This is a genomic window from Leptolyngbya sp. FACHB-321 (assembly GCF_014695975.1).
Classification (GTDB): domain Bacteria; phylum Cyanobacteriota; class Cyanobacteriia; order Leptolyngbyales; family Leptolyngbyaceae; genus Stenomitos.
The window spans coordinates 16685-29353 of record NZ_JACJPI010000040.1; the positions used below are offsets into that span (position 1 = coordinate 16685).

The 12669-nt window shown below is 50.3% G+C and carries 12 protein-coding genes; 4 read left to right on the plus strand and 8 right to left on the minus strand.

Translation table 11 applies throughout. From position 1 onward, the window contains the following. Positions 1-59: 59 nt before the first annotated feature. The 4 genes from H6F76_RS04795 to mrdA form a co-directional block, all read right to left on the minus strand. Entirely contained in the window at positions 60-920 is an 861-nt protein-coding gene (locus H6F76_RS04795) for a restriction endonuclease (RefSeq protein ID WP_190506392.1), read from the minus strand. Positions 921-1076: 156 nt separating this feature from the next. Further along, positions 1077-1745, minus strand: coding sequence for a hypothetical protein (locus H6F76_RS04800; RefSeq protein ID WP_199321926.1), 669 nt, complete (start codon positions 1743-1745; stop codon positions 1077-1079). A gap of 169 nt (positions 1746-1914) precedes the next feature. Further along, complete coding sequence (locus H6F76_RS04805; protein WP_190446716.1) at positions 1915-3642, minus strand: CHAT domain-containing protein; 1728 nt, start codon at positions 3640-3642, stop codon at positions 1915-1917. Positions 3643-3781: 139 nt separating this feature from the next. Next, entirely contained in the window at positions 3782-5599 is a 1818-nt protein-coding gene (mrdA, locus tag H6F76_RS04810) for a penicillin-binding protein 2 (RefSeq protein WP_190506393.1), read from the minus strand. A 438-nt stretch (positions 5600-6037) separates the two neighbouring features. Between mrdA and H6F76_RS04815 the strand changes: the two genes are divergently transcribed. The 4 genes from H6F76_RS04815 to H6F76_RS04830 all read left to right on the plus strand — a co-directional run bounded on the left by H6F76_RS04815 (position 6038) and on the right by H6F76_RS04830 (position 10339). Beyond that, on the plus strand, positions 6038-7171 hold the full coding sequence (locus H6F76_RS04815; protein ID WP_190506395.1) for an ABC transporter ATP-binding protein: 1134 nt from the start codon (positions 6038-6040) through the stop codon (positions 7169-7171). Between the two features lie 102 nt (positions 7172-7273). After that, positions 7274-8422, plus strand: coding sequence for a spermidine/putrescine ABC transporter substrate-binding protein (locus H6F76_RS04820; RefSeq protein ID WP_347275977.1), 1149 nt, complete (start codon positions 7274-7276; stop codon positions 8420-8422). A 98-nt stretch (positions 8423-8520) separates the two neighbouring features. Next, positions 8521-9426, plus strand: a complete 906-nt coding sequence (locus H6F76_RS04825; RefSeq protein WP_190506397.1) for an ABC transporter permease — start codon at positions 8521-8523, stop codon at positions 9424-9426. Positions 9427-9511: 85 nt separating this feature from the next. Next, positions 9512-10339 carry an ABC transporter permease gene (locus H6F76_RS04830; RefSeq protein ID WP_190506398.1) on the plus strand — a complete coding sequence of 276 codons (828 nt, stop codon included), beginning with the start codon at positions 9512-9514 and terminating at the stop codon, positions 10337-10339. Between the two features lie 52 nt (positions 10340-10391). Here the strand turns inward: H6F76_RS04830 and rpsU are convergent, their stop codons facing one another. The 4 genes from rpsU to H6F76_RS04850 form a co-directional block, all read right to left on the minus strand. Further along, on the minus strand, positions 10392-10568 hold the full coding sequence (rpsU, locus tag H6F76_RS04835) for a 30S ribosomal protein S21 (protein WP_190446711.1): 177 nt from the start codon (positions 10566-10568) through the stop codon (positions 10392-10394). Positions 10569-10686: 118 nt separating this feature from the next. After that, entirely contained in the window at positions 10687-10992 is a 306-nt protein-coding gene (locus H6F76_RS04840; RefSeq protein ID WP_190446710.1) for an RNA-binding protein, read from the minus strand. Between the two features lie 163 nt (positions 10993-11155). Beyond that, the gene (locus H6F76_RS04845) at positions 11156-11794 is read right to left on the minus strand and encodes a DUF4333 domain-containing protein (protein ID WP_190506399.1); all 639 of its coding nucleotides are present in this window, start codon (positions 11792-11794) and stop codon (positions 11156-11158) included. Positions 11795-11874: 80 nt separating this feature from the next. Further along, positions 11875-12669 (minus strand): cobyrinic acid a,c-diamide synthase, encoded by a 795-nt coding sequence (locus H6F76_RS04850; RefSeq protein ID WP_190446708.1) that lies wholly within the window; start codon positions 12667-12669, stop codon positions 11875-11877.

Genomic DNA, 12669 nt, shown 5'->3' on the forward strand with positions numbered 1-12669 from the left:
CCTAAAACTATCAATCTTTGGCTTACGCCAAGATGCTATGAAACCGACAGCTTTCTAGCTCAGATTTTTGCAAACCAGCCCACATCAACTTCAACAGACTCAATCATTGTTATCTTGACACCAAGACCTAGCTCTTTTAAGCGTTCAACTAACTGTTCGCCGTCTATTAAATCAATCGGTGGTGCGCCGTCTCGTGTAGCTTCTTTAATCGCGTCTCTAGTGAATGTACCAGTTGTAATAAACAAACCCTTATCAGTACGCCCTTGCATCGCCCCACGAAAGTCTCGAATTTGACCTGCTGTTACTGACCCCTGATAGCGTTTGCATTGGAACAGCACATGAAAGCTTAAGAAGCCGTTAATACGAGCAATTCCGACACCATCAATGCCACCATCGCCAGCTTTGCCCGTAACCTGTACCTGGATAAAACCAGATTCACGTAATAATCGCTGTGCCAAACGCTCAAATGCAGATGGATCAAGCGACAGCAGTGTTGTGTGAAGTTCTTGGTGCCACGCAAGCGCTTCTAAAGCTTCGATCGCTCCAACAGCTTCATCTGATGAACCCGAAGAGGCAGACTTATTTTTGTCAGCATCCCGAACTGCTCTAACAATCTCTTTAGCATCAAGATCAGCGAGATTGATAGAAGTTGAAATTAAAGACCAAACACCACGTGCTGAATTTTGCAAAAGCCCATACTTCTTAAGATACGTTCGGCTCCATGCAAGTCGGTATTCAACCTCGCTTTGTGATGTACTACCATGCAGAATCTCAAGTACTTTGTTAGAGAGGCTAAGAAGCTGCACTACTTTTTCATAAATCTCCTCAGTCGTACCAGACCCACCCAAAAGTTGTAAAGCCTGAATTGTCGGCAGAAGCATTGAGTCAAAGGTTGGAACTGAGGAAGCAGATCGCTTCATGTAGAAATCTCTAAGTGGATTTATAAGGTACAGCTTTGTTCAATATAAATCGCGACTCAAAATATGCCATCTTTTTACGATCGCGCAGTCTCAACATCCCACAGATACTTTTGTGGTGCTACCCTAAACCAGGCATAAAACTAGCTGACAACTGCTTTACTCTTCACTCTTTGCCTCTAGTTCAGCAATAGCATAACGAGCGATCGCCAGGCTTAAACGAGCCTGTTCAACATCAGAAAGCGCGTCCCATTCAACCGAACGGACGCGCTCAAGAGTAGATTCAATGGGTGCGTCATTACCTCGCATGGCATAGGCTAGGGGACGTGCTAATACGTGTAAATCGTCTTCTGCCAGATGAGGGAGTGCTTCTTGAACGCACTGTACGAGCTGATCGGCTAAAGAGATAGAGCTAGACAAAACTTGTTGGGCGCGAGTGGCGATCGCGGTCAGTAATTGCTGAGGAACCCGTGTAGCGAAGCGCTGAGTCAGTGTTTCTTGGAGGGTTGCAGTAGACCAGAGTTGATTTACCTGAGCAAAGAACACATCAGAACGGGTAGCAACTTCGGCGGCGTTCCAGTCATCCAGGGGTAAGGCTTGTTCTAAGGCTGCAAAAAAAGGTTCTGCTTCAGGAGCCGCTGGATTCCAGACGTAAGGAATGGTAGCCTGTGGGTCTTCTGCGACTGTGAACTGATCTTCAGTCAACGGTTCGCCGTCCTTCCAGGCACAAGCAACACCTTCTGCATGCAGCAATGCTGCCCACAAGGCTTGCTCAACCTTAGCTCTTGAATTGGCTTGATCGTCAGAACACATTACCTTACTTTCCATAGTGGGTTTCCTGCATACACTGAAAACAATGACCTCGTTGGTGTTACCTACAGGGGGATCACTGCCTGTTCCGCAACTCAATCTGATTTACGCCATCTGGCTGAAAAGTGACCACTCTACCATCAGTTTCCCCTTAAGCAGCAGTGCTTTCGGCTTCTGATATTACTCTTTAAATGGTGGGGCGAGCGCTAGATGCATCTAACGATGTCGTAAATTCCAGCACCTCATTTTGGGAACTGCCAAATTTTAATTGAGTGCCGGGTTGCAGGGGTACTTCCTGACGATGGACTTTGCGCCAGTTTCTGGAGCCCAGACCAGGCTCCAACATCCAAGTGCCAAAGCGCGAAAAATCTTCGAGAAAGTAGGATATTGCTTCATTGCTATTAGGCTGAGGCTGCCGACAAAAAATAACGGCGTGTTTGCGAGAAACTCCGCCCTGGTCTTCTTGTAGCACTAAATCGTTTTCACCTCGATCGCGACCGACTCGCATAAACCCGCTCTGGATGTGCCAAACTTTTGCAGTCACAAGCGATCGCAACGCTGCATCCGGCTTGGGCTGCCCCAGACGCGTGATGAGCCCTGGCATAGCGGTCAGACTACCCTCAAGCGGCTGCAACAGTTCGCCATCAAATTCGGGATGCATGTAGAGTACCGGCAGTGTCCAGGCTTGCTGGTTAAAGCGGTACAGCGTGAGCAGGTGCTGACGGGCAACCGCAACTGCCTGGTCGATCGGCACTCGTCCTGAGAGCGCTCGGGCAAATGCTTGAATAAAACTCAGCGCTTCTTCGTCGGTGATGGAATCACGCATACCTAAAACGGCAGGAACGCCATGATGAATCAGCACTTCTGCAAGGCTGCTACGCGGCATTGCCTGCGATCGTGATTCTGGTGCCACGGTAGAGTCAGCAATCGTTTCGTGGTCAGGTTGCGCGCCCCAGCAGGCATTAAAGACGGCTAGCTTTACCTGGCAGCGAGTAAGCACTTGCGCTAACTCAGTGCCATTCAAGGTCATAGCCGGTCGTAAAAATAGTAGTCCACCATCTGGAGCCGGAACCCCATGTCCTGCATAGAAAAAGACATTGTACGTCTGCTTCTCAAGCTGACTAATTAGAGCAGCAGGCGTGGGTTGCACGAGCGTATCCACCTGGCAGGGCGTAATCGTTGCGCCGCCAATGCCACTGCTGCCGGAGGTAGTTAGTAGGTGCGCCAGCACATTGGCTTCTTGTTCAAGCTGTAAGGTCTGTAGGGTTTCAGGTTGAACTGTGTTCGCAGAGCTTTGAGAGAAGCCTGACACGGGTTCAGAATCTTGACCCAGGACTAACAGAATTTTGAGAATGTTGTCCGATCGCAGTTCTGGCAAGGAACGGACATCACTCGTTGTACGGCTAAACAAGAGTTGCTGTTGGAGCGAAATGGGTTGTTTGCCCGCGCCATCCTGCATAATTTCCCACGGCAGCGCCACCAAATTGGGATCGCGAACTTCTAGCCGCAGCCGCAGCGGTTTTGATTGACCCATGGCAATCCCCTGACTGTGATTGAGGCTACCCTGGATGGGACCATCAAAAAGCCACTGCCAGAGGCTCATGCCCAGGCTCTGCATCAACCGACCCGATTGGCTTACAGGCGCACCGGGAGTCGGTGGCGGTGTTTCTAGTGGCAAGACAAGATCAGGGGGCAGTTCATCAACTTGTGAAACTTGCGGCACGTCCGGTAGGCTTCTGGCAGAAAACATTTCTTGCCAGCCCAGCCAAAGATGCTGTAAGTTGTCTGACCACAGACAGTCGTGCAAAACGTAGCCCCCTGGGTATGGAGCTTGGGTGACATGAACCGCATAGTGGTTGGCGGTGCGTAAAGGTGCGATCGCCAAATTCAAGCAGGGAATTTCAGACAAAGACATTCCAGGAGTAAGACCAACCCATCATGACGTCAAGATTGTTTTAACAGTCTAGTCCGTGTTTGTCCTAGTTGATAGCGCTAGCAAAGAGATAAGTATAAAGGATGAGTTTTCCCTTTTGCCTTTTCCCTTTTGCCTTCCTCTAATCCGTCTGCACTGGTTCAATCTGGCTAGGACTGGTGATTTTCTTTTTGGGATTGAAGTAGGCTGCTAGCACCTGCCGTACCATGGGCGCTGCAAACGACCCACCGCCGCCACCAGAGTTTTCACCAAATGCCACGACGACAATTTCTGGTTTTGCGGTGGGACCGTAGGCTCCAAACCAGGTATGGGATTCCCGTCCGATGTCTTCTGCTGTACCGCTTTTACCAGACATTGGAGGCAGTGACGCTACATTTAGCGCCTCACCCGTGCCGCCATCAATGACCGCACGAAGCCCTTCGCGGAGTATGCGAACGGTTTCAGGTTTCAGGTTTAGGGGTTCCCTCCAATTTTGGGCGGCTTCATTATCTTTAAGCAGATGTGGCTTGACGAGATAGCCATCATTAGCTGGTACTGCAAACATGACAGCGACCTGAAGTGGCGTAGTTTGTAGAAAACCCTGTCCGATCGACATATTGACCGTATCGCCCAAATACCAGCCTTCTTTGACTTCTTTGCGCTTCCATTCATCGTCGGGTACGAGTCCGGCGCTTTCTTCTTCTGACAGGTCAATGCCTGTTTTGCGCCCAAAGCCGTAGCGCCGTGTCCATTGAATGAGGTCACGATCGCCGACACCCATCCCAATCTGATAGAAAAAGGTATCGCTGCTCCATTGCATAGCACCGACAAAACCCAATGGACCAAAGCCAGCACGGTTCCAGTCGCCAAACTCAATGCCACCGACCGTAATGGATGGGTAAGTTCCCAGTACGGTATCTGGGCTAAATTTACCCGTTTCTAAAGCGGCTGTAGTGGTGACAATTTTGAAGGTGCTGGCAGGCGGAAAGCCTTGTATGGCACGGTTAACGAACGGATGATCTTCGCTTTGTAGGCGCTGCCACTGGGCATCGGTAATGCGGGTAGAAAATAAATTGGGGTCAAAGGTGGGGCGGCTGACCATTGCTAACACAGCACCATTGGTTGGGTCGATCGCCACGATCGCCCCTTTGCGATTGCCCAGTGCCGTTTCTGCCGCCTTTTGCAGCTCTAGGTCTAGGGTAAGCTGTACATCCTTCCCCGCTTGTGTGGGCTTTTTGCCTAGGACTCTAACCACTTGTCCTTCACCGTCAACCTCGACTTGTTGCCCGCCCCACTCGCCGCGCAGCAGCGTTTCATAAGTTGACTCAACGCCCATTTGACCAATGACATCGCCAAGCCGATAGCCTTCGCTCTTCCGCTTTTCGAGCTCGCGATCGTCCATTTCACCCGTGTAGCCAAGTACATGAGCCGCCAAATCCCCATTAGGGTAATAGCGTACTGCTTCCGCATCGACCTGCACACCCTCCATCTGGCTGCCGTATTCTGCCAGCGCTGTCACCTGTGCCGGACTCACACCACGCGCAATGCGAACCAAAAAAGGAGAGTTGTAGCCTGCTTGTTCCAGACGATTTTTGATAGTTGCTTCGGGTACGTTGAGGATTTGCGACAAACGCTGCAATGTAGTTGCCCATTCTGCCTTTTTACGAGCGAGAGGCCAAAGGAAGACAGAATGAGACAAACGGCTACCAGCCAGCATTCTGCCTTTACGATCGAGGATTTTGCCGCGCTCTGGCTGTTTGGGAATTAAGCGAATACGATTATTCTCAGCCAACTGTTGATTGCGATCGCCCTCCACCAGCTGTAGGTATACAAGACGGCTACCCATGCCCACCATCATGACTAGCGAAACGCCCAGCATCAAGGCGATCGATTGGTAGCGCCGTCCCACCGTACGGGGCGTGGTCTGAGTAACAACAGTAGAAGGTTGAGTTAAAGTCATACAGGCATCAAAGTAGCATTAGCTGCAAGGTAGACGAGCCATTTGCCAGGTTGCTCGATCGCCCATGAGCCGTTGGTAAAAAAGTTGGGCAATCTAAGGTAACGCACTGTTCCATCCCACTCCCCCTTTATGCTGCAATGTAGTATCACCAGTACCGTATCCTGAGATTAATTAGTTGCTGAGAAAAATAGCTCATTTTTGCCAGCAGGCGATTACTTCAAAGGTTGAAAGCAGATTATAAGGGTAAGGATCGGTCATTGAGTCAACGTTCGATCGGTAGAATAAACCAGCAGGTACAATCCGTCACTTTATCAGAAGATGAGCTGATATTTCTCAGTACAGGTTCCAAAGCACCTTTAGCTATAAACTTATAAACTCCTTCCACGCCTCAATTGCCCCCTGCATTGTGTACGGAATCAACCATAGGGAATCGCCGCTATGTCTCAAACCATCACGCATAACCAGCGCTCTATGGCAACGGATACTAGGTTTGATGTTGAGCTCCGTAAGGTCTTCAAGGTTTTCAATGGCGAAACCGCAGTGCAAGGCATTGACCTTTGCATCCGTCGCGGCGAGTTTTTTAGTATCCTGGGTCCCTCTGGTTGCGGCAAAACAACCACGCTGCGGATGATTGCAGGGTTCGATACGCCATCTGCAGGAGAGCTGCTTATTCAAGGTCAGTTGATGACTCAGGTGCCGCCCTACCGTCGTCCTGTCAACACGGTGTTTCAGAGCTATGCCTTGTTTAGCCACCTCACTGTGCGCGAAAATATTGGTTTTGGGCTACGCATTAAGCGACAGCGTAAGGCAGAAATCGCTGATCGCGTCCAGGAAGTAATGCAGCTCGTTAAGATGGAAGCGTTTGCCAATCGCTTTCCGGCTCAGCTTTCTGGCGGACAGCAGCAACGAGTGGCGCTGGCACGTGCCCTTGTTAATCGTCCGGCTGTGCTGCTTTTGGATGAACCCCTGGGTGCACTTGACCTTAAGCTGCGTAAAGAAATGCAGGTCGAACTGTCAAACTTGCATCAGGAACTGCAACTGACGTTTGTCATGGTGACTCACGACCAGGAAGAAGCGCTGAGTCTTTCTGATCGCATTGCTGTCATGAACCGTGGCAAAATCGAGCAAGTGGATACACCCAACCGGATCTATGAGCAGCCGCAGACTCCTTTTGTAGCTGATTTTATTGGTGATACCAATCTCTTTCCTGCCAAGATCGAAGGTGCCCATCCAGCGATGCTCTGGATTACGACCGCCAACGGGCTGAAGATGAAGGTAAGACCGATCGAAACAGCGATCCCTTTAACATCAGGGTCAGTTGTCGTCAGTGTGCGTCCAGAAAAAATTTATGTCAGCCGCACTATTCCTGGCGACATGGTCAATTGTTTTGAAGGGCGCTTACGGCACGTGATGTACCTGGGTACCCATGTTCACTATGTTGTCGAACTGCTCTCTGGCGATCGCCTCACCATTATGCAACCCAACACAATCGACGGTTTGCCGGGTGCCGATACACCCATTTATGTCCAGTGGGCACCGAACGATTGTTTGGCGATTCCAGCCGTGAGTTAGAAGCTAGCCGTCGACCGTCAGAACCAACTCTCATGTTCTAGCGCAGTGGTGCAATCAAGACTCAAAACTTTCAGCCTTTAGCCTTTAGCCTTATTCCCCATCGTGCCTCCTTCCTTTTACTCAACGCCAGCTTCGTCCTCATCCCGTCCTGGCAGGATGCACCGATCGCGGCGAGCGTTTTTGCAGGCAGCGGCAGGTGCCTTGTCTGGTCTGACCCTTTCAAGCTGTGGTTGGACGTTAGCAGAGGTGCGACCACTGCAACCCAATGCTAAAACAGCGAATGAATTACGTATCTACACGTGGTCAAGCTATATCGATAATGCCTTGCTAGAAGGCTTTAGAGCGCAAACGGGCATTCGAGTCATTGCCGATACATTTGACTCGAATGAAACGATGTTGGCAGCCTTTCAAGCTGGGAAGGGAGCCGCCTACAGCGTCATCTATCCCTCCGATTACGCTGTGGCAAAGATGATTCAACTCAAACTGCTACAACAGCTTGATCTAAGCCGTATTCAGGGTTTGGATAATATCCTGCCAAAGTTTCAGTCGTCTGCTCATGATCCAGGCAATCGCTACCATGTGCCGATTAGCTGGGGCACTACTGGTTTGATTTACAACAGTGTAAAGCTGAAGCCTGCACCAACTGATTGGAGCTATCTCTGGGCAGAGCAGCAAACCCTGTCTCGTCGGATGACGTTGATTAACGACACGCGAGAGGTGATGGGCGCAGCCCTGCGATCGCTCGGCTATTCTTACAACTCCACCAATCCGCAAGAAATTCAGCAGGCATACGAAAAGCTCGCCCTTCTGAAACCAGCGATCGCCTCTTTTACTACAGATGCGTGGCGCGATCAGCTGATTGCTGGGGATTTGCTTCTTGCGATGGGGTATTCGGCAGATGCTATGTCTGTCACGCTTGCCAATCCCGACTTGAAGTACGTCATTCCCAGTAGCGGCACCTCCCTTTGGAGCGACACAATGGTGATTCCCAAAAACGCCCCTAACCCCGATGTTGCTTATGCCTGGATTAACTACGTGCTGCAACCGTCTGTTGCTGCCCAGATGACTGAGCGCCTCAACTTTGCCTCTCCCAATCAATCTGCTTTCGACCAGTTGCCAGCCCCTTTACGCAACAATGAGATTCTCTTTCCGCCAGAAAGCCTGTTAACGAAGTGTGAGGGCGTTGCACCAGTGAAAGCATCGATCGAAGAGCTATATGAAAAATATTGGACTCAGCTCACTAGCAGCTAAAGGTCGGTTGTTAAAAAGCAAAAGGTAGCAGTCGGCGGTCAGCCATCAGCTTCAACTCAAAACTCATCCCTCAGTCTTCCTCCTTCATCCCTTCCTCTATGTCCCAAGCATTGCCTCCTGCCCCGTCAAATGCTCCGTCCCGCGATGATCGCACAGAGTTGCCTCGGTGGATAGAGCCACTACTGCTTTTGGGACCTGCTGGGATCTGGCTAGGCTTACTGCTGATTATTCCCACATTGTTAATTGTGGAGCTAAGTCTGGTGCCTAGCATACGACCGGGGCAGGTCGTGAATCCGTCTGGGTTGAACAACTATGCGCTCATTTTTCAGCCGATTTATCTTCAAGTGCTGGGGCGATCGCTGTTCTTTGCGTTAGGAACAACAATTATCTGTTTGCTGCTAGGCTTTCCTGTTGCTTACTGGATTGCTCTCATGGTGCCAAAGCGTTGGCAGAATCTACTCGTCGTCGGGTTTGTCCTACCGCTGTGGACATCATCCCTGCTCCGCTCTTACGCCTGGATTACAATTTTGCGCCCAACGGGTGTCCTTAATTCACTGCTTCAAAGCATCGGGCTACCTGCACTCGACATTCTCAATCGAAGTCCAGCGGTACTGGTGGGCATGAGCTATAGCCTGTTGCCGTATATGGTGCTGATCCTTTATGCCTCGCTAGAGAAGCTTGATCGATCACTGCTAGAAGCTGCCGCTGATTTGGGTGCCTCACCTTCACAGGTCTTCTGGCGCGTGACCGTACCACAAACCATCCCTGGCATTACTGCTGGTGCGCTGCTGGTGTTTATTACGGGACTGGGTGATTTTGTTGATCCAGAATTGCTAGGCGGCGCTTCTAGCATGACGGCTGCCCGCCTTATTTACAACCAATTTTTGGGTGCAACGCAAAACTGGGGCTTTGGCTCTGCCCTTAGTACTCTGCTCATTCTGGCAGTCAGCATCGCGATCGCACTGCTGCTAAAGTACGGCGATCGCAACACCAGTAACGTTTAGGGTTTTAAGGTCAGTAAGTAATATACAGTAGCCAGAATTAACTCAGAACGTCCCCTTGCCTCCTGCCCCTTTCCTTTCTATCTTCATGTCTTCCTCCAAACCCAAACTCCCCGTTTCCTGGCAGTCGCTCTTCTCGCTGCTAATGTTTGGCTTTATGTATCTGCCCATTCTGGTGCTAGCGTTCTACAGTTTCAACCAGTCACCCTACAGCGCTGGTTGGACAGGCTTTACGTTAGATTGGTATCGCAAATTTTTTAGCGACGAACGCATTCTTTCGGCGTTGGCAGATAGCTTGAGGGTCGCGTTTTTTGCAGTTGGGATCGCCGCTATCATCGGCACATTAATGGCAGTGGGGCTAGCACGCTACCGGTTTCCGGGCAAAAACCTTTATCGAGGTGCTGCTTACCTGCCGCTGATTATTCCCGATATTGCGATCGCAGTCTCGACACTGGTTTTTCTAGCTGCCGTTGCGATCCCGTTTAGCGGGGGTCTAGTGCAACTGAGTTTGTGGACAGTCGTAGCAGCCCACGTTGTTTTCTGCCTGTCCTACGTGGCGCTTGTCGTTTCTACCCGCCTAACCGATCTAAATCCGCATTTGGAAGAGGCAGCACTTGATTTGGGTGCAACGCCAGCGCAAGCGTTTGTACAGGTGCTGCTGCCGGAACTAATGCCCGCGATCGTCTCAGGCTGCTTACTGGCATTTGTACTCAGTATGGATGACTTTCTCATTGCCAGTTTTACAGCGGGCGGCGGCACCAACACCCTGCCGATGGAGATTTTTAGTCGCATCCGTACCGGAGTAAAGCCGGATATCAACGCCCTGAGCGTCATCCTAATTCTGGCATCCGGCTTACTTTTCTTTGTAGCCGAACTTATTCGCTACCGCAGTGATAAAAAGCGGCTAGGCGAATAATGGCTATCGGTAGAAAGACCGATTAATTTCTTAACGATGACGAGAGAACGAACTACTTAAAGCGATGTTTGCGCTTGGCGATCGCCTTACGCTTGCGCTTTTCGATCGGGGTTTCAAACTGCCGCAACCGCTTGATATCGGCAAAAATACCCGCCTTAGAAACCTGCCGCTTGAACCGCCGTAACGCCGATTCAATACCTTCGTTCTCGCCTAAAACTACCTGAGTCATGCTCTCTCCTAATCTGATCAATCAACCAAAGCGCTCCAGCAAACCGTCTTACAAACGGCTTCACTGGAGCAAAGACAGTGTTATCACCAATTGCCATTCTCAAAGCCGGCTAATGATCCTAGTAGCCGCCTCGACTGCTGGAATAGCCTCTGCCCTCGCCGCCACCAGACGGTTTCCGGTCTTCGCGTGGACGTGCTTTATTGACTTTAAGATCGCGCCCCATCCATTCTGCACCGTCTAAGGCTTCGATCGCGGCAGTCTCTTCTGCATCGGTTTCCATCTCAACGAAACCAAAGCCGCGAGGACGACCCGTCTCACGATCAGTGGGTAGCTGGACACGCTTGACCGTGCCATACTCTGCAAAAACACCGCTGAGATCCTCTTGTGTAACGGCGTAGGAAAGGTTGCCTACATAGATTGACATGAAATATCTCCGGAGAGTAATAGGTGTTGGGGTTTAAATCCGGAGAGAAGCCTGCTGAAACCAAGAACAAACACTGCAACCGAATCAAACTCTGCATCCTAGATTAGCACAGGATTAAGATTCGCAACCCCTACTTACCGTACTGTGAAGGAGCTTCACCGTTCTAGCGCAACGAAATATCAACGCCGCCTTGCTCGTCTTTAACCCTAACCTGAGCAGACCGTGGCTGCAATTGTGCACCCTCGACTTTGCATTCAAAGGTGTCTCCTGGTTGCGCGATACGAATCTTACCGCCGCAATCTGCTGTCACATCAGGTCCACCTTTCGCACGAATGCGATTCTGGATAAATTGCTCTAGCTTTGGTAGGACGAGTAAGCCTTGAGTATTCCACTGAAATTGACCATCTGGATTCGTTAGCTCCACCACAAGCGCGAACGACTGACCGTCTGATGTTGCCTGGCAGTTGAAACGGTTGCCTGTCTTGACATCAAATTGTGCTGGGCAATCAACTGAATTGATTGGAACTTTTGTCGCATCGGTAAACGCTTTGCTTAAGCGGCTTTCCAAATCTTTTGTTGCTTGCGATTTGCTGGTCGCTGTAGGGCTAGGCGTAATCGTAGGGCTAGCCACAATGGAGACAGAAGGGGTTGGTATACTGTTCCCGCCACTTTGGGGTTGGGTTGTACATCCTGCTAGAAGAGCGACGGTAAAGAGGGCGATCGCGCTGCCCCATCGCCTAATCGTGCCAGCATGACCGAATGCAAGCCGTTCTGCCGTTGGTAGACTGTAATGCTGACTCATGAACCTGCTCGCTGCTGCACTGCCTATCGTAACGCAAACAGTGAGCGGAGCTTTTTAATCAAGCTTGAATCGCCACTTGCTTATTCTATATAAGACAGCACTTCTTGCTCGGCTTCAAAAATGTAATCGTAGTCAAAGATCAGCGACTGGGAGTGGCGAATAATGGAGAAGCCCAGATTAGTAGTGGTTTCAGTGGTGAAGGTGGCGATCGCCAGTTCAATCAACTTTCTTTCGCTGATGGCAGGTTTTTGGACAAAATAGTCGCGTCGTGCAAAAAACAACCGTTCGTCTTTCGGCACAATAATGCGATTGATCTTGTGCGTATGCTGAATCGGTCGGATATAGGTGTTGATAAATTCATCCTGATTTCGCTGTAGCCGATAGAGCTTTTCATGCTGAAACCAGCTCATCCGAAACATCATTTTAATGAGTTCAAAACCCAGAATGTAGCTGAATACGTTATTGCGCTCTGCGGTATTCATGACCAGTCGCAGCGCTGATTCTAGATACAGATCGGGTTGCCCCCGCACATCTTGCGCGGAATGGATGTAGAACTGCCGAATGTAGAGTCTTAACGCGATCGGATCTAGCTCTGTTTTGACGTTAAATTCTTCTAAGTAATGGCTGACTTTTTGCTTTGTATCTCGGTCTTCTAAAACTTTAGAAATCAACCCATCGGCTGTGTAATCGTCTAAAAAACCAGCGCGCATTTCAGGCGTGGCAGCACACATGAGATGACAGAGTGACAGCACAAAGCGACGCTGGTTCCAGGGTAAGCTTTCCGCCCACTGCTGTGCTTCGGGTGGCAGCATTGAGAGAATACTTTCAGCACTCGATGCTGCGTTGGGAACGGGGTTGCCTGTTTGCTTGCTCAT

Bases quoted from the DNA above. Each gene is read 5' to 3' on its own strand.
- H6F76_RS04795 (WP_190506392.1), bottom strand. From the start codon at position 920: ATGAAGCGATCTGCTTCCTCAGTTCCAACCTTTGACTCAATGCTTCTG.
- H6F76_RS04800 (WP_199321926.1), bottom strand. From the start codon at position 1,745: ATGGAAAGTAAGGTAATGTGTTCTGACGATCAAGCCAATTCAAGAGCT.
- H6F76_RS04805 (WP_190446716.1), bottom strand. From the start codon at position 3,642: ATGTCTTTGTCTGAAATTCCCTGCTTGAATTTGGCGATCGCACCTTTA.
- mrdA (WP_190506393.1), bottom strand. From the start codon at position 5,599: ATGACTTTAACTCAACCTTCTACTGTTGTTACTCAGACCACGCCCCGT.
- H6F76_RS04815 (WP_190506395.1), top strand. From the start codon at position 6,038: ATGTCTCAAACCATCACGCATAACCAGCGCTCTATGGCAACGGATACT.
- H6F76_RS04825 (WP_190506397.1), top strand. From the start codon at position 8,521: ATGTCCCAAGCATTGCCTCCTGCCCCGTCAAATGCTCCGTCCCGCGAT.
- H6F76_RS04830 (WP_190506398.1), top strand. From the start codon at position 9,512: ATGTCTTCCTCCAAACCCAAACTCCCCGTTTCCTGGCAGTCGCTCTTC.
- rpsU (WP_190446711.1), bottom strand. From the start codon at position 10,568: ATGACTCAGGTAGTTTTAGGCGAGAACGAAGGTATTGAATCGGCGTTA.
- H6F76_RS04840 (WP_190446710.1), bottom strand. From the start codon at position 10,992: ATGTCAATCTATGTAGGCAACCTTTCCTACGCCGTTACACAAGAGGAT.
- H6F76_RS04845 (WP_190506399.1), bottom strand. From the start codon at position 11,794: ATGAGTCAGCATTACAGTCTACCAACGGCAGAACGGCTTGCATTCGGT.
- H6F76_RS04850 (WP_190446708.1), bottom strand. From the start codon at position 12,669: ATGAGCAAGCAAACAGGCAACCCCGTTCCCAACGCAGCATCGAGTGCT.